The organism is Pseudoduganella sp. R-34 (assembly GCF_049904655.1).
Classification (GTDB): Bacteria; Pseudomonadota; Gammaproteobacteria; order Burkholderiales; family Burkholderiaceae_D; genus Rugamonas.
In genome coordinates this window covers 6783786-6801932 of record NZ_CP184572.1, presented here as the reverse complement: position 1 = coordinate 6801932, position 18147 = coordinate 6783786, and the positions used below count along the sequence as shown (strand labels likewise).

At 61.6% G+C, this 18147-nt stretch carries 20 protein-coding genes; 6 read left to right on the top strand and 14 right to left on the bottom strand.

Annotation, left to right across the window (positions count from 1 at the left end; all coding sequences use genetic code 11):
* Positions 1-440: 440 nt before the first annotated feature.
* From rpmH to mnmE, 5 genes are all read left to right on the top strand, one after another.
* Positions 441-578 (top strand): 50S ribosomal protein L34, encoded by a 138-nt coding sequence (gene rpmH, locus ACN9MW_RS31090; RefSeq protein ID WP_078035393.1) that lies wholly within the window; start codon positions 441-443, stop codon positions 576-578.
* 84 nt (positions 579-662) lie between these two features.
* On the top strand, positions 663-1007 hold the full coding sequence (rnpA, locus tag ACN9MW_RS31085) for a ribonuclease P protein component (RefSeq protein ID WP_426172350.1): 345 nt from the start codon (positions 663-665) through the stop codon (positions 1005-1007).
* A complete protein-coding gene (gene yidD, locus ACN9MW_RS31080) occupies positions 1004-1237 on the top strand; it encodes a membrane protein insertion efficiency factor YidD (protein ID WP_426166301.1) in 234 nt (77 codons plus the stop codon). Before rnpA ends, yidD begins: the two co-directional genes overlap by 4 nt.
* An 8-nt stretch (positions 1238-1245) precedes the next feature.
* Positions 1246-2973 (top strand): membrane protein insertase YidC, encoded by a 1728-nt coding sequence (yidC, locus tag ACN9MW_RS31075; protein WP_426166298.1) that lies wholly within the window; start codon positions 1246-1248, stop codon positions 2971-2973.
* Positions 2974-3107: 134 nt separating this feature from the next.
* Positions 3108-4487 (top strand): tRNA uridine-5-carboxymethylaminomethyl(34) synthesis GTPase MnmE, encoded by a 1380-nt coding sequence (gene mnmE, locus ACN9MW_RS31070; protein ID WP_426166295.1) that lies wholly within the window; start codon positions 3108-3110, stop codon positions 4485-4487.
* Between the two features lie 7 nt (positions 4488-4494).
* On the opposite strand, the gene ACN9MW_RS31065 is transcribed toward mnmE, so the two are convergent.
* From ACN9MW_RS31065 to ACN9MW_RS31050, 4 genes are all read right to left on the bottom strand, one after another.
* Positions 4495-4869, bottom strand: a complete 375-nt coding sequence (locus ACN9MW_RS31065; RefSeq protein WP_426166292.1) for a VOC family protein — start codon at positions 4867-4869, stop codon at positions 4495-4497.
* 31 nt (positions 4870-4900) lie between these two features.
* Positions 4901-5623 carry a helix-turn-helix transcriptional regulator gene (locus ACN9MW_RS31060; RefSeq protein ID WP_426166289.1) on the bottom strand — a complete coding sequence of 241 codons (723 nt, stop codon included), beginning with the start codon at positions 5621-5623 and terminating at the stop codon, positions 4901-4903.
* 457 nt (positions 5624-6080) lie between these two features.
* Entirely contained in the window at positions 6081-6680 is a 600-nt protein-coding gene (locus ACN9MW_RS31055; protein ID WP_426166286.1) for an Hpt domain-containing protein, read from the bottom strand.
* Positions 6681-6728: 48 nt separating this feature from the next.
* The gene (locus ACN9MW_RS31050; RefSeq protein WP_426166283.1) at positions 6729-7718 is read right to left on the bottom strand and encodes a CAP domain-containing protein; all 990 of its coding nucleotides are present in this window, start codon (positions 7716-7718) and stop codon (positions 6729-6731) included.
* Positions 7719-7831: 113 nt separating this feature from the next.
* Between ACN9MW_RS31050 and pssA the strand changes: the two genes are divergently transcribed.
* Positions 7832-8614, top strand: coding sequence for a CDP-diacylglycerol--serine O-phosphatidyltransferase (pssA, locus tag ACN9MW_RS31045; protein WP_426166280.1), 783 nt, complete (start codon positions 7832-7834; stop codon positions 8612-8614).
* 71 nt (positions 8615-8685) lie between these two features.
* Here the strand turns inward: pssA and ACN9MW_RS31040 are convergent, their stop codons facing one another.
* From ACN9MW_RS31040 to ACN9MW_RS30995, 10 genes are read right to left on the bottom strand one after another with little or no spacing between them, the layout of a single operon-like run.
* On the bottom strand, positions 8686-9561 hold the full coding sequence (locus ACN9MW_RS31040; RefSeq protein ID WP_426166277.1) for an aldo/keto reductase: 876 nt from the start codon (positions 9559-9561) through the stop codon (positions 8686-8688).
* On the bottom strand, positions 9561-10706 hold the full coding sequence (locus ACN9MW_RS31035) for a D-alanyl-D-alanine carboxypeptidase family protein (RefSeq protein ID WP_426166273.1): 1146 nt from the start codon (positions 10704-10706) through the stop codon (positions 9561-9563). Before ACN9MW_RS31035 ends, ACN9MW_RS31040 begins: the two co-directional genes overlap by 1 nt.
* 37 nt (positions 10707-10743) lie before the next feature.
* Entirely contained in the window at positions 10744-11376 is a 633-nt protein-coding gene (locus tag ACN9MW_RS31030; RefSeq protein ID WP_426172349.1) for an alpha/beta hydrolase, read from the bottom strand.
* On the bottom strand, positions 11376-11696 hold the full coding sequence (locus ACN9MW_RS31025) for a (2Fe-2S) ferredoxin domain-containing protein (RefSeq protein ID WP_055932001.1): 321 nt from the start codon (positions 11694-11696) through the stop codon (positions 11376-11378). The genes ACN9MW_RS31030 and ACN9MW_RS31025 overlap by 1 nt, the downstream gene beginning before the upstream one ends.
* A gap of 25 nt (positions 11697-11721) precedes the next feature.
* Positions 11722-12912, bottom strand: coding sequence for a VanZ family protein (locus tag ACN9MW_RS31020; protein WP_426166269.1), 1191 nt, complete (start codon positions 12910-12912; stop codon positions 11722-11724).
* A 3-nt stretch (positions 12913-12915) separates the two neighbouring features.
* Positions 12916-13590: an ABC-type transport auxiliary lipoprotein family protein gene (locus tag ACN9MW_RS31015; RefSeq protein ID WP_426166266.1), complete on the bottom strand. Its 675-nt coding sequence runs from the start codon at positions 13588-13590 to the stop codon at positions 12916-12918.
* A 19-nt stretch (positions 13591-13609) separates the two neighbouring features.
* Positions 13610-14548, bottom strand: coding sequence for an MlaD family protein (locus ACN9MW_RS31010; RefSeq protein WP_426166263.1), 939 nt, complete (start codon positions 14546-14548; stop codon positions 13610-13612).
* Between the two features lie 10 nt (positions 14549-14558).
* Positions 14559-15398, bottom strand: a complete 840-nt coding sequence (locus ACN9MW_RS31005; protein WP_426166260.1) for an ABC transporter ATP-binding protein — start codon at positions 15396-15398, stop codon at positions 14559-14561.
* Positions 15398-16519 (bottom strand): MlaE family ABC transporter permease, encoded by a 1122-nt coding sequence (locus tag ACN9MW_RS31000; RefSeq protein WP_426166257.1) that lies wholly within the window; start codon positions 16517-16519, stop codon positions 15398-15400. Before ACN9MW_RS31000 ends, ACN9MW_RS31005 begins: the two co-directional genes overlap by 1 nt.
* Before the next feature lie 46 nt (positions 16520-16565).
* Positions 16566-18044, bottom strand: coding sequence for a DUF4080 domain-containing protein (locus ACN9MW_RS30995; RefSeq protein ID WP_426166254.1), 1479 nt, complete (start codon positions 18042-18044; stop codon positions 16566-16568).
* Between the last annotated feature and the right edge of the window lie 103 nt (positions 18045-18147).

Below are 18147 nucleotides of genomic sequence, written 5' to 3'. Positions count from 1 at the left end.
GAATCTATCTATATGCAAAAAGTGTGGGAGGGCGTTCGTAATCGCCACACGTAACGCGCTATTCTAGCCGCTAAGTCGGAAGTTATCCACAGGTTAACCAGAAATTTTGCACAAGCGTGCTGGGGTTGGGTTTTTCGCAACCAAACTTATTCAAACCGGTAAACCGGTGCCTGACCCGCAGGGTCAGGCACCGATCCGCGGCTGCCGCAGGCAGTGTCAGACCCTGCGGGTCTGACACTGGTTTACCGGTTTAAGTGGTTGACAGTAAACCGAAAAATCCTGATAATTCTGGGTTCCCCGCCCGTAGTCCGTAATTTTTCAGATACGATGCGCGGATTTAGCGGGCAGTGAGATTGGCGCAGTGCGCGAAATGTCATTGGCACCAACATTTTTAGGGACACCTTTCCCGTCCCGATTTTGTATTTTTAAGCGAGACCAACATGAAACGTACTTACCAACCTTCCGTTGTGCGTCGCAAGCGCACCCACGGCTTCCGCGCCCGTATGGCTACCCGTGGTGGCCGTCAAGTCCTGAACGCACGTCGTGCAAAAGGCCGCAAGCGTCTGGCTGTAGTTTAAGCACGCTTGTTAGCTGATCGCGTGGAAAGCTGTCCTAACAGCTCGACAGGCGAAGGCAGACACGACTTCGCTCGCGCTCGGCGCATCATAAAAACGGATGAATTTTCATCCGTTTTTAGTTTGCGGCCAACGCAGAAGAGCGCGCACTTCGTGCTCTATACCCGCCAGAACCAGCTGCCGAATGCGCGGCTGGGCATTGTCGTTGCCAAACGCTTTGCACCGCGCGCGGTTACCCGCAATACCATCAAGCGCGTCACGCGCGAACTGTTCCGCGTGTCCAGCCTTCCCTGCATTGATTGCGTGGTGCGCCTGTCGCGCCCCGTCAATAGCAAGGACGGCCCGGCCACCACGGCCAAGCTGAAGGCCGAACTGCGCCAGGAACTGACGCGCCTCTTTGCATCGGCCAACAAGGCCAGGCCGGCAAAATGAAAACGCTGCTGACCATCCTGCTGCGCTTTTACCAATGGGTCATCCGTCCGCTGATGGGTGCACCGAGTTGCCGCTTTTACCCTAGCTGCTCCAACTATGCGCTCGAAGCTGTGCGCGAGCATGGTGCGGCTCATGGCAGTTACCTGGCGTTTCGCCGGGTTTGCCGCTGCCATCCCTGGAACGCGGGCGGGGTCGATCCCGTGCCGCCCAAGCACTTCAACCACTCCTGAAGAACCGAATGGATATCAATAAACGCTCAATCCTGTGGATCGTCTTCGCGGTCTCGCTGGTTATCCTGTGGAATAACTGGATGATCTCGACCGGCAAGCCGTCCATGTTTGCTCCGGCTCCTGCCAAGCCAGCCGTCGTGGCTTCGGCCTCCGCGACTGCCGCCGGCACGCCTGCTTCTGCTGCCGCTGCCGCCGCGGTGAATGGCACTGCGGTTGCTGCTCCGATCAAGACCGAAGTGGTGACCATCACCACCGACGTGATGCGCGTCGATATCGACACCCTGGGCGGCACCATCAAGCGCCTGGAACTGCTGAAGCACAAGGGCAGCGCCGATCCGGGTTGGCTGAATGGCTGCTTCGGCCTGTTCGAGTTCTGCAAACCTAAGGGTGGCAACAACACCGAAGTGCTGTTCAGCGAGAACGGCAAGCATATCTACCTGGGCGAGACCGGCCTGGTGAACGCGCCTAACCTGCCTAACCACCAGACTCCATTCGTGGCCCAGCCGGGCGCGCGCGTGCTGAATGATGCCAACCAGGTCAAACTGGTGCTGGAAGCGGAGCAGGGCGGCGTCAAGCTGGTCAAGACCTTCACCTTCAAGAAGGGCGACTACGTGGTGGATGTGCAGCATACCGTCACCAACACCGGCGCCGCTCCGGTGAGCCCTCAGCTCTACCTGCAGCTGAAGCATGACGGCACGCCGCCGGAAGGTTCGGGCTTCATGAACCCATCGTTCATCGCCCCGACCATGTACACCTCGGAGAGCCACTATAAGAAGTACGAGTTCAAGCAGATCGAGAAAGATGCCAAGTCGCTGGCGGAAGATCCCAAGTTCAAGCCTGGCCACGTGACCGAGGCAAAGGACGGCTGGGTCGCGATTGCGCAGCACTTCTTCGTGTCCGCTTTCGTGCCGCAGGATAAGCTGGAGCGCACCATCTTCACCAAGAAAGAAGGCGACAACCTGTACTCCATCGGCGTCGTGCAGCCGCTGGGCACCCTGGCGCCAGGCGCGTCGGTCACCAACAATGCCCGCCTGTACTCCGGCCCGCAAGACACCGACACCCTGAAGCAAGTGACCGAAGGCCTGGACCTGGTCAAGGACTACGGCTGGCTGGCGATCGTGGCGCGCCCGATGTGGGCGGCAATGGCTGCCATCCACTCCGTGGTTGGCAACTGGGGCTGGACCATCATCGCCTTCACCGTGGCGATCAAGCTGCTGTTCTTCCCGCTGTCCGCCGCTTCCTTCCGCTCGATGGCGAAGATGAAGACCGTGACGCCGAAGATGACCGCCATCCGCGAGCGCTACAAAGGCGATCCGCAGAAGATGAACCAGGCCATGATGGAGCTGTACAAGACCGAGAAGATCAATCCTCTCGGCGGCTGCCTGCCTATCCTGGTGCAGATGCCGGTGTTTATCGCCCTGTACTGGGTGCTGAACGCGTCGGTTGAAATGCGCGGCGCTCCATGGGCGCTGTGGATCACCGACCTGACCCAGCACGACCCATGGGCGATCCTGCCGATCCTGTACGCGATCTCGATGTACATCACCACCCGCCTGAACCCGCAGCCTGCGGATCCGGTGCAGGCGAAGATGATGATGTTCATGCCGATTGCCTTCTCGGTCATGTTCTTCTTCTTCCCATCCGGCCTGGTGCTGTACTGGGTGGTGAACAACCTGCTGTCGATTGCGCAGCAGTGGGTGATTACCAAAAAGCTTGAAGTTGGCGTCGCCAAGTAAGTAATGAAAAGCCCGCGCCAGACGCGGGCTTTTTTTAACCGGTAAACCGCCGAAGCCCCAGGCCGTGGAGCAGACAGTGTCAGACCCTGCGGGTCTGACACAGGTTTACCGGTTTTAGAGAATAAAATCACCAAATGAACCTAGACTCCTCCCCCATCGCAGCAATCGCCACCGCCCCCGGCCGCGGCGGCATCGGCGTCGTGCGTGCCAGCGGCAAGAACCTGCAGCCCCTGGCCAAAGCCCTGTTCAAGGACGCAGACCTCAAGCCCCGCCACGCCACCTACATCCCCTTCACGCAAGCCGACGGCACCGTGATCGACCAGGGCATCGCAATCTGGTTCAAAGCCCCGCACTCCTACACCGGCGAAGACGTGATCGAACTGCAAGGCCACGGCGGCCCGATCGTCCTGCAGATGCTGCTGCAGCGCGTGCTGGAAGCCGGCGCCGAACAAGGCCTGCGCCTGGCCGAACCCGGCGAATTCACCCGCCGCGCCTACCTGAACGACAAGCTGGACCTGGCCCAGGCCGAAGCCGTGGCCGACCTGATCGACGCCTCCACCGAAGCCGCCGCCAAATCCGCCAGCGCAAGCCTGAGCGGCGCCTTCTCGCAAACCATCCACGCCCTGGTGGAGCGCGTCACCCACCTGCGCATGCTGGTGGAAGCCACGCTCGACTTCCCGGAAGAAGAAATCGACTTCCTCGAAAAGTCCGATGCACGCGGCCAGCTGAAAGGCATCGTCGAAGCCCTTGACCAGGTGTTCAAGCAAGCCTCGCAGGGCGCGCTGCTGCGTGAAGGCCTGAACGTGGTGCTGGTCGGCCAGCCGAACGTGGGCAAGTCCTCACTCCTGAACGCGCTGGCCGGCGCCGAAGTGGCCATCGTCACGCCGATCGCCGGCACCACGCGCGACAAGGTCAGCGAAACGATCCAGATCGAAGGCATCCCGCTCAACATCATCGACACCGCCGGCATCCGCGGCCACGATGAAACGGTGGACGTGGTGGAGCGCATCGGCATCGAACGCACCTGGGGCGAAGTGGGCAAGGCCGACGTCATCCTGCACCTGCTGGACGCCGACCACGGCCCGACCCGCCATGACGAAACCATCGTCGCGAACTTCCCGCCAGGCGTGCCGGTGCTGCGCATCTGGAACAAGATCGACCTGTCGGGCCACAAGCCATCGGTCGACCAGATGGCCGATGCAACGCACATCTACCTCTCCGCCAACGAGAAGACCGGCATCGACCTGCTGCGCGCGGAACTGCTGCGCATCGCCGGCTGGCAGCAGACCGGCGAGTCGCTCTACCTCGCGCGCGAACGCCACCTGATCGCCTTGCGCAACGCGTCCCGCCATCTCGACTATGCCGGCCAGCACGCGGCGCAAACCGACCAGTCGCTGGACCTGTTCGCGGAAGAACTGCGTCTCGCGCAAGTGCAGCTTTCCACCATCACCGGCGAGTTCTCCTCCGACGACCTGCTGGGCGTGATCTTCTCCCGCTTCTGCATCGGCAAGTGAAGCACCGCTAGTCGGCGGGACGGGAGAAGATGTTGACGAGATTGCCGTCAGGGTCGCGTAGCAGCAAGGAGCGGTTCCCCCACGGCATTCTCGTTGTCGGCATGACGATATCAACGCCATTGCCGGCTACCCGCTCGAGCACTGCATCCACGTCGCCGACTTCAAACTCCAGGATCGCTGATTGATTGGCTGCCGCTTTTGCCGCTCCCACATTGAACAGGGCGATCAGCCGTTCTGAAGAAAGGGCCAGCACGGCCCCGTTGAAGTGGATTTCTGCAAAGCCCTCTGCAGGACGGTTTGCCGCGATGCCGGAAAGGTGCTGGTAAAACGCGATCATGCCGTCGAGATCCTGCGTCACCACGCGTACCGATGCGAATTTCATTCTGAGCTCCTGGTTTGAAAGAGGGCCCAGTTTAAGTTCCTATCCTGCCAGATTCTGGCAGTATTGATTCGGCGGCTTCCCGATGGGCCTTGCGCCATTCGCGCAGCAGGGCGGCGCGTCGCTTCGGATAGCGTTCATGCGTTTCCGCTGTTGCCAGAATCCGGTCTGCTCGGAAATTGCGGAAGCCGTTTCTCAGCTCGCACCAGCACATCAGCACCCTGGCCTGGTCAAAATAGACCAAGGCAAAAGGCCACACCACGCGTTGCGTCTGGATGCCGCTGCCATCCACGTAAGTGATCAGCAGCTTCTGCTCGGAGCGCACGGCATTGCGCAGCATGTCGGGAGACGGCGGGTTGCCAGGCCTGCGCAATGGGGCGCCAACCAGCAGCGCCGACTCATCCAACTCGCGTCGCAACTCTGCTGGCAACACGGCTGAAACCTTGGCCAACACATTCATGGCTCCCTCGACAAGCGTCGGGTCGCAGCGATCCGCGACCCAGCGCATGCCCAGCACCAGGGCATCCAGCTCTTCCGAGCCAAACATCAAGGGTGGCAGCATAAAGCCGGGTTTCATGACGTAGCCGATACGCGGTTCTCCTTCGATCATGGCCCCTTGGGCCTGCAGGCTGGCGATATCGCGATACAAGGTGCGGATGCTGATGCCAAGTTCATTGGCCAGGACCTGGCCGCTGACCGGGCGGCGGTAGCGCCGCAGGACTTGCAAGAGATTGAGCAGGCGTTCGGAACGTGACATGGATTGTGGCAGTTGCAGTGAAAGCGGGATGCAAAGATAAGGCATCTTCGCGGCTTCCGCATCATTGTGATGTCACGGAACTAAGTCCTATCGCGCCGGCGCATCCCATTGGAATATTTATGTTTCTTTTGGTGCGCTGGCGCACGTTGCGTCCCCTATGCCACTGATTTAATCCTGCTATTATTTTGTTGAGGCAGGTCATGCTCCTGTCCGCGCAAAGCAGTAACCTTGGTTCCAGGGCTTGTCAGTAAAGGGGAATATCGTGGAGACGCAACAGGAAATCCCACCCGCACAAAGTGTCGCAACGGCCGAGCGTCCAAGCGGCGTGCGCCAATCGCTGCCTCCCAAGGGCTCCTGCTGGTACTGCGAAAAACCCTTGGATGCAGTGCGCCGGTTCTGCGGCAAGGAGTGCGCGGATTCCTTCGATGAAGAGGCGCACTTCTCAGGTTGATAGCGGCTAGAGTTCCATCTCCAGCACGTCCAGCGCAGTCTCGAAATCGAATGCATGCGTAGCCGCCGCAATCATCTGGAAGGTCGGCACGCCCAGCGCAGTTGCCAGGATCGTCGCCGATTTCTCCACCAGGTCGATGGCCGCGCCATCACCCTCACGCAACAGTCCCACCAGTTCTTCGATCAGTGCGCGCAATTGCGCGGGATCGATTGCCGGCGTTTCGCTCGATGCGGCTTTGTCGCCATGCTCGCGTAAAAGATCGTCGATGCTGCCGCAAGTCTCGCGCAGCAGCACTGCGAGTTGCTCTACCAGGGCGGCCGGGTCGGCGCCGTCGGCGATCGCGTTTTCCACCAGCACCGCCTGGTCGTGCACCAGCTGCGCGCCAATCAGGCCGGCGGAACCTTTCAGCGAGTGCGCTGCCAGTTGCGCCTTGGCGTCCAGCTGCTGCGCGAGCAGCGACTGGATACGTTCACAGGAATCGCGATAGTCCTGCAGGAAACGGCGCAGGATTTGAAGATACAGCGCACGTTCGCCCATCAGGCGGTCCAGTCCCTCCTCGATGTCGAGGCGCTGGCGTATTGGTGCGCTGGAAAGAAGCTTGTTCATCAGGACAGAATTTAGCACTCTGTCCCGATGTGGGCTAGGGGCGGGACTCTATTTTGTCGTAAATGACCAGTTTTTCGTCACGGCGATGCCGTCGACCGTGCCCACGAAGCTGACGTCATACGTCGTGTTGGACAGCAGCGTTGTCAGCGGAACAATGGCTGCGGACTGTTTCCGCGTGTGTTCGGAGTCCGTCGCGCTCGTCAACAGGCGCGTGGCGAGCGGCGAACCTCCGCGCGGGCGGATCGTGAAGTTTGCCGCCGTCACCTTGATGCCGTCGGTGGTGGTGATATCCGAGTGAATGCTGACCGGGTAGCCGACACGATTCAGGTTCGGCACCGGATCGGGCGATTCGGTATCGCTGTCGAACGAGGTCGGGACAGAAACCTGGCCATTCTTCGGGTAGGTAACAGTGTTGCCTTTACCCAGCCCGGCGCCAAAGCCGTTGTGGGTCGCCATGTCGGATGTGAAGTAGGTGTAGCCGCTGCCCGAGGTCGAGGCGCCAGTACCCATCTCGCGGAACTGGGGTTCGAAGATCACGAAGCGGTGATAGATCGCAGCGATCAGTTCTTCCGCGTGGTAGAAGCCAGAGCGGTCGCTGGCAGCGGAAATCACTTCACCATAGGCATAGTTGTTCTCGCCCAGGATGTAGCCGGCGCTGGCCAGGCGGTCCGGCAACGTCGCGCCGGTAAAGCCTGGGTTGCCAGGCACCTCGTCGTGCGACACGATGTTATTCAGGCGCAGGTAGTTCGAGTGGGCCAGGGCGGCCTTGTTCAGGAATTCATTACACGACAGCATAGCCAGGCCAATGTCGGCGCGGCGGTAATTGAACCAGTTGAAGCCGTCGATGGCCGTGTCGCCCGTGGCGCCGGGCAGGCCGGTCGGCGATACAACGCACGCTGTCGTTGGCGGATTGGTCACCGGCGGGGTCAGCACCGGCGGTGCGGAACTGTCACCGCCGCCGCCGCCACCGCAAGCGGTAAGCAAGGCTGCGACCAGCAGGGCTATCGGCTTTTGGTGCCATTTAATGAGGGTATTCATAATGAACTCCTTTATGGCGCGATTCTATGCCAATTTCAGGCAATATGTGTTTCTTTTGTAAATCCTCGAGCAGGGTAAAATAGCCTTTCTTTTTTGATCATCATTGCCTTAATTTGAATACTCAACGACATCAGCGACTCCAACGCGCCAAATTTGCCTTACCAAGCACGGTAACGCTGCTCTCGATCGCCTGCGGCTTTGCCAGCATTGTGATTTCCGTCGACAACGCCCATCTCGGGCTGGCGCAGGACTACCGCCTGGCGGCCGCTTTGCTGGTGCTGGCCGGGATCTTCGACGCGCTGGATGGCTTCGTGGCGCGCGCCACCGGTACCGGTTCCGACTTCGGCGTGCAGCTCGACTCGATTGCCGACGTGATGAACTTTGGCTGCGCACCTGCGGTGCTGTTGTACTGCTATGGCTTCGTGCAAATGGGGCCGGCGGATCCGACCCTGCTGCGGATTGGCGGGATTGCGGCGTTCTTCTTCGTGGCTTGCGGTGCGCTGCGGCTGGCGCGCTTCAATGTGAATGTGGGGCGGACCGATCCGAAGTACTTCGTGGGGATGCCGATTACCGCGGGCGCGGCTTGCGTGGCGTCGGTGGTGGTGGCGTGGCCGGAGTTTCCGGATTCGAGCCTTGAGGGGTATTTCGTCGTAGCCCTGTTGTTTGTGGTGGGCAGCCTGATGGTGTCGACCATTCGCTTCCCTAGCTCGAAGCAGAAGAAGTCCACCGCGGCGCTGGTGCTGCTGGCGGTGAATGTGGGGCTGCTGGTCTGGCTGCGGGCTTATTACTTTGTGCTGTTCTTTGTGGTGTACATTGCGTTCACCGTGGGGCTGAATCTGGCTTGGCGTGCTGGATGGCGCGGGATTGCGCCGCCGCAGGTTTTTCCGGATGACTGACCAAAACCGGTAATTCGGTGTCAGACCCGCAGGGTCTGACACCTGTCCAGCGGCCGCCGCGTATCGGTTTTTCAGGCCACTTCATGCCCCCGCGCCGCGCGCAGGATCTCAAACCACTGCGGCCTGCTCAGCGAAAACTGCGTGGCCTCCACCGCCACCTGGATCGACTCGATGCGGCCGGAGCCGGTCAATGGCACCGGCCTGCAAGGCAGCTGCATAATCCACGCAAACACCACGCTCGCAAACGGACGATTCAATTCATCCGCCACTTCCTTGATCTTCAAGCGCAGCCGCTCACCCTGCTCGTCGCCGGCGGTGAACAAGCGACCGCCGCCCAGGGGCGACCAGATCATCGGCTGCACGCCCAGGTCCTGCAGCCCATCGAAAGTCTCATCAAACATCGGCTCCAGGTGCAGCGGAGAAAACTCCACCTGGTTGGTCACCAGCGGCACACGCTTGTTCAGCGTCTCGAACTGATGCCGCGAAAAGTTCGACACCCCGAACTCCCGCACCTTCCCCTCGGACCGCAAGCGCTGGAACGTATTTGCCACCTCATCGAAGTCCATCAAAGGATCGGGACGATGAATCAGCAGCAAGTCCAGGTAATCCGTGCGCAGCTCCTTCAGCGAATTCTCCACCGACGCCACGATATGCGCTGAGCTGGTGTCGTAATGCTGGATGGTATGCGTCGGGCGGCGGCCGGAAACCAGCTTGATGCCGCACTTGCTCACAATCTGCATCTGCTCGCGCAGCGCAGGCTTCAACGCCAGCGCTTCGCCGAACAGGCCTTCCACGCCATAGCCGCCGTAAATGTCGGCATGGTCGAAGGAAGTCACGCCCAGCGCGATGCACTGCTCGATGAAGGACAGCCGCTGCTGCGGCGTCATGTCCCATTCGGTCATGCGCCACATGCCCGCGACGATGCGGGAAAGGCCCAGTTTCGCCATTACTTCATCCACAGGCGCACGGAATCCCATGCGCGGCCGAAGATCGAAGCCTGGTCAACCGTTTCCAGCGCCACTACCGGCAGTTCCAGCAGCGGTTTGCCATCCACCATCATCTTCAGCGTGCCGACGCGGGAATTGGCCGCGATAGGCGCCACCAGCGGGTCCTTGCGCTCCAGCAGGGGCTTCATCTTGGCTGCTACGCCCTTTGGCACGGTCACCAGCACGTCGTTGGTGAAGCCGATCTTCACGGTCGCCTGCGAACCTTTCCAGATTTCCGGGGTGTAGACAGCCTGGCCCTTGGAATACAGCTTCACGGTGTCGAAGTTCTGGAAGCCCCAGTTCAGCAGCTTCTGGCTTTCCGCGGTACGGGTGCCGTCGGAGTTGGTGCCCATCACCACCGAGATCAGGCGGCGCTCCAGGTTGCCGGCCGGGCGCTTGGCCGAAGCCACCATGCAGTAGCCGGCCGATTCGGTATGGCCGGTCTTCATGCCGTCGACGGTCGGGTCGAGCCACAGCAGGCGGTTGCGGTTCTGCTGGGTGATCTTGTTGTAGGTGAAGCTCTTCACCGAATCGATCTTGTAGAACTCAGGGTAATCCTGGATCACGTGGCGCGCCAATACGGACAGGTCGCGCGCGGTGGTGTAGTTCTCCGGCGATGGCAGGCCGTGCGCGTTGGCGAAGTGGGAATTGGCCATGCCCATGCGCTGCGCTTCACGGTTCATCAGGGTGACGAAGGTCGATTCGTCGCCGGCTACGGCTTCCGCCAGTGCCACGGCGGCGTCATTGCCGGATTGGACCATCAGGCCGTACAGCAGGTCGTTGATCGAGACCGGGGTGGCCGGGTCGATGAACATCTTCGACGAGCTGGAGTCCACTTTCCAAGCCTTGACCGACACGTTCACCTTCTGGTCCAGGGTCAGCTTCTTGTCCTTGATGGCCTGGAAGGTCAGGTAGGCGGTCATGATCTTGGTCAGGGACGCCGGTTCCACGCGCGAATCGGGGTCCTGGGCGGCGATCACCTGGCCGCTGGAAGAATCCAGCAGCAGCCAGGATTTGGCGGCGATGGTCGGCGGCGGCAGCGTTTGCGCCACCGCGGAAGTCATGAGCAGCACACTGGTTGCCAGTGCAGCGATGATCTTTTTCATTGGTGCTTGTTCTTACGAGTAGGGGTTGCGGGGGAAATCATTGTGCTTTCGATCCCCACAAGGCGATCACCCAGTTCTTGATGTGGCCGAGCTTGCGGTGGAAGAAATGGTCGGCGCCGGGAATCACGATCACAGGAATGTCCTGCGGGCGTGCGTAATCCAGCACGTCGATCAACGGGATGGTTTCATCGTTCTCGCCGTGGATCAGGATGGTGTCTGCCGGTACGTCGGCAATCTGCCATTTGGCAGCGGCGGTGCCGACCAGCACCAGGCGTTCCGCCGGGGTGCCGGCAGCGGCCAGGCGCTGCGCCAGGTGCGATTGCACGAAAGTGCCGAACGAGAAGCCCGACAGCGACACCGGCAGGCCGGGGAAGCGCTGCACCATGTGCTGGTACAGGATCATCATGTCGTCGGTTTCGCCGTGGCCGTGGTCATGCACGCCTTCAGAGGCGCCTACGCCGCGGAAGTTGATGCGTGCGGCCACATAGCCCAGCGCCACGAAGGTGCGCGCCAGGGTCTGTGCCACCTTGTTTTCCATGGTGCCGCCGTACAGCGGGTGCGGGTGGGCCACCAGGGCGATGCCTTTCGGTGTGCCGGCCGGCATGTCGATCAGGCCTTCCATCAGGCCGGCGCCGCCCTGCAGCGAAAACTTCTCGGAATTCTTGTTCATCATTTGATTTTCAGGCGCTCTACTTCTTTGCCGTTGACCAGGTGGCTGTCGACGATTTCGTCGATGTCGGCAGTGTCAACGTAGGTGTACCAGGTGCCTTCGGGGTAGACCACGGCGACCGGGCCGTGTTCGCAGCGGTCCAGGCAACCGGCGGAATTGATGCGTACCTTGCCTTCGCCGTTCAGGTTGAGTTCCTTGCAGCGTTTCTTGGCGTGCTTTTGTGCGGCTTCGGCGCCGCGCGGGCCGCAGCTTTCGCGGCCGTCATCACGGTGGTTCGTACAGAAGAACACGTGATGCTTGTAGTATTGGTTGTCGCTCATCTGAAGCCTTTCTTAATGCAGGCGCTTATTTTACCGGGGTTTCCCGGGTTTCCTTGTTCAGCTTGTGCGATGGGAGGCAAAGGTACCAGAGGGCTGCCAATGGCCACGCCAGCGACAGGAACTGGGCCGCGCCGTAGAAGTTGAGGAATTTCGCCCGCACCCAGGTCTGCAGCGTTTCGCTGAAGTAGGGATTGGTCGGGGTGGTATTGACGATCAGGAGGCTGAGCAGCAGCGTCGCCACCGCCAGCCGGCGCTGCGCCACGTGGGGCGCGAAAATCAGCCCGCCCAGCATGATCACGCCGATCAGGAAGCCGCCCTGCGCGCCCGGCGTGACCCATACGAAAGCCGAGTCGGGGCCGAGCTGCAGCGCGGTCGAGAGTGATTTCACCAGCACGGCGGCGACCACCAGCAGGGCCACCAGCGGCGCGCGCGGGGCCGGCTTGCGCAGGATGCACAGCAGGGTCAGGGCGGCGCCCACCATGCCGCAGGCGGTAACGATGGTCTCGGACAGCCAGTACTGCTCCACCGTCAGCGTCACGTCCGGCCGCACCATGGCAGCCAGGTCGATCTCCATGTCCAGCAATTCGCTGAGCCACTCGGACAGGATCGGCAGCAGCTGGCCCAGGCCGAACAGGAAGCCTTGCGGGTAGATCTGGGTCAGCGGCCATAGCGCCACCAGCACCAGGCCCTGGCTGGCGTGCTGGGCGAACCAGCGCTGGCGCAGCTTGTAGGCGTTGCTGGTGTCCATCAGCTTGTGCGCGGTCAGCGCGCCGATGAAGGCGCCGATGATCGAACCTGCACTGTTGGTGTAGAAGTCCAGGTTGGAGGAAACGCGGGTCGGCAGGTAGGTCTGCACCGCTTCCATCGTGCCGGAGACCAGCATGCCGGCAATGCTGGCCAGCAGGAAGGCCCAGAAGCCGGTGATCCTGGGCCGCATCGCATAGACCAGCAGCATGCCGAAAGGGATGTAGCCGATCACGTTGATGCCGGCATCAAAGCCCGTCCAATAGCGCGGCAGCGAAGTCCATTCAAGGAAGATCAGCGGCGACAGCCCCTGGTTCTGCCAGCCGGAGAAGGGGAACCAGCTCGCATACACGATCAGCACCGTATAGGCGAGCAGGGTGGCACGTGCCACCGGTGAGCCGGTACGTACCGGCGGCTTGGGGGCCGGGGCAGGCGTCGGCGCGGGAGCTGGGGCGGGCGCTTCTTCGCTCATGGTTTACTTGGGCATGCTTGCCAGCCAGGCCAGGATGTCGGCGGCGATGCCGTCGGTGCTTTCGGCCAGTGCGCTAGCGCCACCTGCCGCGTCGGCGCTCGGTGCCTGCGCAGTGCGGCTGAAGGTGCGCTGGTCGACCAGCTTGTGGTTGCGGAATACCGAGGCGCGCAGGGTGATGCTGGCGCTGCTCCGGGTGGCGCTGTCGAAGTTCTGCGAGAACTCGTCTGCCTCGAGGCGCAGCAGGGGCAGGCCGCCGGCCGCGTCGGTGGTCGACACGACCTTGACGCCGGCTTGCGCGATGCGGGCTTTCAGGCGCTGCGACAGCAGCTGCAGCGGCGTCACCGACCAGTTGTTGTAGGCATAAGGGCGCGACTGGCGGGCGTCGGCATACATCAGGCGGTAGAACATGCGCTGCGTGTCGAGCGAAGCCGGCCCGCTCACGTCGGATACGACCAGGGCCGGGATTCCAGCCGCCGGGCCGGCGGCGCCATTGCTGCCATTGCTGCCATTGGTGCCGTCGGTGCCGCTGCTGCCTGCGGTGGCGGACGCCAGGCTGGCTGCCGGCAACGGTGCGCCCATCGGCCCGAAGTCGTAGGAGGTCGGCTGCGGGCCCTTGCTGGCGCAGCCGGCCAGCGCGGCGGCAGCTGCAACGGCGATCAGGAGTTTGTTTTTCTTCATTGCTGGTCCTTGTTTGCCTTTATTTTCCCGTCGGGTCAAAGCCAGGTTCGCCCGGTCCCGGCGGCGTGCCGGGGGCGCCGAACAGGATACTCGAAGGGCGATCGCTAATATTATTCATGGTGCGGCGAATGGCGCGCATGGAAGACTTGGTCTCGTCGGCCAGCCCGGTCACGCCCGGCAGGGTTTCCAGCTCCACCCCGCTGGCCACCGCCTCGACGGAAGTCGTCGCGCGATCGACGGAGGCGGTGATGCGCTGCACGGCGCCGTCCGGCCCCTGCAGCGTGCGCGCCACCTTGCTTGCTTCGTTGGCCAGTGTATCCACCGACTGCAGGGCGCGGTCGCCGTGCTCCACCAGCGCTGGGATCTTCTGCACGGCCGGATCCAGCTTCGCCGCCAGGTCCTTGTAAGAGTTGGCTGCCTCGCTCACGTCGCTGAAGGCGGCCAGCATCGTCTTCTGGTTATCCGGGCTGAGCAGGGTATCCAGTTTTTTGCCTACTTCTTCCGCCTTTTCCAGGATTGCCGTGCCGCGCTTTTCAAGCTGGTCGAACAGGCCCGGTTGCAGCGGGATGCGGCTCGGGTTCTGCTTGCTGGTCGCCAGCGCCGGAGAGCCGACAGATTCGTCGTCCAGCTGGATATAGGCAATGCCGGTCACGCCCTGGTAGCCCAGCGTCGCATACGTAGTCTTGGTAATCGGCGTTGCCGGGTCGATGCTCAGGTGGATCAGGATCTGGCCGGCCAGCTTGGGGTCGAAATCGATGTCGTCCACCTTGCCGATTTCGAGCCCGCGATAGCGCACCGCCGCCTGCGGGTTCAGGCCGGGCACCGACTGCGTGGTCGCAATCAGGTAAGGGTCATACTTTACCCGGTCGCGATTGAACCAGATGCCGAACAGGATCGCCGCAATCAGCAGCGAGATCGTGAAGATACCTGTCATCAAAGCGTGTGATCTGTTTTCCATGCCTTGCTCCTTATTCCAGGGCCTCCAGCGCGCGCTTGCCGCGGTCGCCCAGGAAGAATTCCTTGATAAACGGGTGATCGGTCTTGATCACCTCGCGGGTCGGCCCGATCGCCAACACATGTTTTTCCGCCAGCACCGCAATGCGCGTGGACAGCGCGAACAGCGTATCCAGGTCGTGCGTCACCATTACCACGGTCAGGCGCAGCTCGCGGTGCAGGGACTTGATCAGCGACACGAAGCTCTCCGACAGGTCCGGGTCCAGGCCGGCGGTAGGCTCGTCCAGGAACAGCAGCTTCGGCTCCAGCGCCAAGGCGCGTGCCAGCGCCACGCGCTTGATCATGCCGCCCGACAGGTCGCTCGGCATCTTGTTCGCATGTTCCGGCCCCAGGCCCACCATATTCATTTTCAGCAGCACCGCATCGCGGATCAGGTGCGGGGGCAGGGTGCCGAGTTCCATCATCGGCTGCGCCACGTTCTCGAACACCGTCAAGGCGGAGTACAGCGCGCCCTGCTGGAACAGCATGCCCCAGTGGTTGCGCAGTTCCTGCAGGTGGCCCTGGGAAGCGACCGTGATGTCCTCGCCGAAGACGCGCACGCAGCCCCTGGTTGGGCGTTCCAGTCCCAGCATCTGCCGCAGCAGCACGGTCTTGCCGGTGCCTGATCCGCCCACGATCGACAGGATTTCGCCATTCTCGATGGTCAGGTTCAGGTCATTGTGGATGACCGTGCGGCCGAATTTGGTCTGCAGGTTGGTGATCTCCACCGCAGGCACGCTGCCATCGAGCGTCAGCTTGCTCTCGCTCTCGGGGCAGCCGCAGTTTTCCTCTTCTTGTTGTGGCAGGTCGTTCATCAGTAACCCACTCCATTGAAGACGATCGCAAATACCGCGTTCGCCAGGATGACCACCGTAATCGCCGTGACCACCGAAGTGGTGGTGCCGCGGCCAAGGCTTTCCGTATTCGGTTCGATGCGCAGGCCAAAGTGACAGGACACCATCGCAATCAGCATGCCGAACACCGCGCCCTTGAACAGGCCGATGTAGTAGTTCGCCAGCGGCACGACCTGCGGCAGCTTCATGATGAAGTAGCGGATCGACAGGTTCAGCTCCACTTTCGCAGCAATCATGCCGCCGATGAGCGCCGCCGCGTCGGTCCAGATCACCAGCAGCGGCATGGAGATCGCCAGCGCAAGCACTTTGGGCATGATCAGGCGGTAGCCGTGCGAAATGCCCATGACGAGCATCGCATCCAGTTCTTCCGTCACGCGCATCACGCCCAGTTGCGCCGTGATGGCCGATCCGGAGCGGCCCGCCACCAGGATCGCCGCCATCAATGGGCCCAGTTCGCGCACGATCGACATGCCGAGCAGGTTGACCAGGTAAATGTCGCCGCCAAAATTACGGAGCTGCTGCGCCGACAGGTAAGACAGCACCACGCCGATCAGGAAGCCGACCAGCGCGGTAATGCCCAGCGCCTGGAAACCGGCGTGGAAAATATTGGCCGAAATTTCGCGCCATGGCCCGCGCATCGGTTGCGTGGCAAAGCGCCCCACGTCCTGCACCACCGAGCCAATCAACTGCACGAAGCCCCGCATATGTTCGAGGAAGTGCAGGACGCCAAAGCCCAGCGTGGTCACCCAGCCGAAGCGCTCCTTGCGCGGGCGCGGCATTTCCAGCTTGCCGGCGGTCTCGATGCGCTTGAAGATTTCTTCCTGGCCGTTGACCAGTTTCAGCTTGGCCGGGCGCTTGTAGTCCCAGGCGCTCCACAGCAGTTGCGCGCCGACATGGTCCAGCATTTCAACACCGCTCAAGTCCCACTCGACTGCGTGGATATCTTTCACATGATCCAGGCAACCGGATATCGCCTTCATTACCCGCTTGCTGGCGAGTGCACTGACTTGCCAGGTTCCCCCGGCTGAAACCGTGCGCCCGTCTGGGCTGATAGATAACGTTGGCTCTTGAGCAATAGGCATGCCACCAGTGTAAAAGAGTTTCGCCTGTCGCGCCACTCGGCGCGGGTCACGCTGCCAGGTGCCGCACCTGCCGCGCCGGCGCAGCGCTCGCAGGCGCCGCCGACTTCTGTTTTACGCCGTGCCCATCGCGCGCTAGCAGCTCTGCTACCGCCGCAGCGTCCATGCCGGCAACCCCCAGCCAGCGCCCGACCATCACTGCCAGCCGGTCCAGCGCAATCCTGTGCGTCGCGTCCGTGTTGGCATAAAGCCAATCAGAAAACGCCATAAACGATTTAAACGGAGTGTCACCCAGCAGCACAGGCACGGCATGCGTGAACCGTCCCGAATTCGCTACAAGATCCCAGTAGCGCGCGAACCGCACCAGGCGCTGCATGGTTGAAAAATCAACATCGCGGTTGGCCAGGATCGTATATGGCGGGTAGGGGTCGTACACCATCCCGAATTCCTGCGTATGGCGGATGATCGGCGTGCCGCGCAGCCGTTTGAGGATGCCGAACTGGATTTCATGCGGGCCCAAGGCCCACAGCTTGTCGAAGCCTTCCGCGAAGCTCTCGACGGTTTCGCCCGGCAGGCCGGCAATCAGGTCGACGTGCATGTGCACGTCCGAATGCTCGCAAAGCCAGCGGATATTGTCGGCGGCCTTTGCGTTGTCCTGCTTGCGCGAGATGTTCGCCTGCACCACAGGGTTGAAACTTTGGATGCCGATTTCGAATTGCAGCGTCCCGGGTGGGAACTTCGCGATGCCTTCCTTCAGCGCATCCGGCAAATGATCCGGCACCAGCTCGAAGTGGGCATATACGGGATCGTCTGGCGCGGCGGCCAGCTTATCCAGGAAGAACTGCATGATCTTCAGGCTGGTCTTGATATTCAGGTTGAAGGTGCGGTCTACGAACTTGAAGGTGCGGGCGCCGCGGGCGTGCAGCGCCTCCATCTCTGCCAGGAATGTCTCGATATTGAATGGCCACGCGGTCTTGTCCAGCGACGACAGGCAGAACTCGCACTTGAACGGACAGCCGCGCGAGGCTTCTACATATAAGGTGCGGTGCGCGATGTCTTCATCCGAGTAGATCGAATATGGCAGCTTGATCTCCGCCATGGGCGGCTGCACGCCTGCGTGCACCTTCATCAAGGGCTTCGGGCCGTTCAGGATTTCGCCGCACAATTTAGGGAAGGTCACGTCGCCCCAGCCGGTAACGACGTAGTCGGCCAGGCGCGCGATTTCCTGTTCGCCGGTCTCATAAGAGACTTCCGGTCCACCGAGAACAATGACCAGGTGTGGCGCCACGCGCTTCAGCGTCGCAACGAGGCGGCAGGTCTCTTCGATGTTCCATATATAGACGCCGAAACCGACGATCTTCGGCTGCGCCGCCAGAATGCGCTCCACCATCTCGGTCGTCTTCGCGCCGATCACGAATTCCTGGATGCGCGTCTGCGCCTGCAACTCTCCCATATTGGCGAGCAGGTAGCGCAGCCCGAGCGAGGCGTGGGTGTAGCGCGCGTTGAGGGTGGAAAGCAGGATAGTCATGACAGCAGCGAAACCGATTTGCGAAACCTGACATTTTACCCTTGCGCGGACGCCGCCGGTCGGCTATAGTTCTGTCCCTCGCAACGCAGCGCAGTCAAACGAC

Excerpts from the sequence above, each read along its gene's own strand:
- rpmH (WP_078035393.1), top strand. The coding sequence starts at position 441 with ATGAAACGTACTTACCAACCTTCCGTTGTGCGTCGCAAGCGCACCCAC.
- yidD (WP_426166301.1), top strand. The coding sequence starts at position 1,004 with ATGAAAACGCTGCTGACCATCCTGCTGCGCTTTTACCAATGGGTCATC.
- yidC (WP_426166298.1), top strand. The coding sequence starts at position 1,246 with ATGGATATCAATAAACGCTCAATCCTGTGGATCGTCTTCGCGGTCTCG.
- mnmE (WP_426166295.1), top strand. The coding sequence starts at position 3,108 with ATGAACCTAGACTCCTCCCCCATCGCAGCAATCGCCACCGCCCCCGGC.
- ACN9MW_RS31065 (WP_426166292.1), bottom strand. The coding sequence starts at position 4,869 with ATGAAATTCGCATCGGTACGCGTGGTGACGCAGGATCTCGACGGCATG.
- ACN9MW_RS31060 (WP_426166289.1), bottom strand. The coding sequence starts at position 5,623 with ATGTCACGTTCCGAACGCCTGCTCAATCTCTTGCAAGTCCTGCGGCGC.
- ACN9MW_RS31055 (WP_426166286.1), bottom strand. The coding sequence starts at position 6,680 with ATGAACAAGCTTCTTTCCAGCGCACCAATACGCCAGCGCCTCGACATC.
- ACN9MW_RS31050 (WP_426166283.1), bottom strand. The coding sequence starts at position 7,718 with ATGAATACCCTCATTAAATGGCACCAAAAGCCGATAGCCCTGCTGGTC.
- ACN9MW_RS31040 (WP_426166277.1), bottom strand. The coding sequence starts at position 9,561 with ATGGCGAAACTGGGCCTTTCCCGCATCGTCGCGGGCATGTGGCGCATG.
- ACN9MW_RS31035 (WP_426166273.1), bottom strand. The coding sequence starts at position 10,706 with ATGAAAAAGATCATCGCTGCACTGGCAACCAGTGTGCTGCTCATGACT.
- ACN9MW_RS31030 (WP_426172349.1), bottom strand. The coding sequence starts at position 11,376 with ATGAACAAGAATTCCGAGAAGTTTTCGCTGCAGGGCGGCGCCGGCCTG.
- ACN9MW_RS31025 (WP_055932001.1), bottom strand. The coding sequence starts at position 11,696 with ATGAGCGACAACCAATACTACAAGCATCACGTGTTCTTCTGTACGAAC.
- ACN9MW_RS31020 (WP_426166269.1), bottom strand. The coding sequence starts at position 12,912 with ATGAGCGAAGAAGCGCCCGCCCCAGCTCCCGCGCCGACGCCTGCCCCG.
- ACN9MW_RS31015 (WP_426166266.1), bottom strand. The coding sequence starts at position 13,590 with ATGAAGAAAAACAAACTCCTGATCGCCGTTGCAGCTGCCGCCGCGCTG.
- ACN9MW_RS31010 (WP_426166263.1), bottom strand. The coding sequence starts at position 14,548 with ATGGAAAACAGATCACACGCTTTGATGACAGGTATCTTCACGATCTCG.
- ACN9MW_RS31005 (WP_426166260.1), bottom strand. The coding sequence starts at position 15,398 with ATGAACGACCTGCCACAACAAGAAGAGGAAAACTGCGGCTGCCCCGAG.
- ACN9MW_RS31000 (WP_426166257.1), bottom strand. The coding sequence starts at position 16,519 with ATGCCTATTGCTCAAGAGCCAACGTTATCTATCAGCCCAGACGGGCGC.
- ACN9MW_RS30995 (WP_426166254.1), bottom strand. The coding sequence starts at position 18,044 with ATGACTATCCTGCTTTCCACCCTCAACGCGCGCTACACCCACGCCTCG.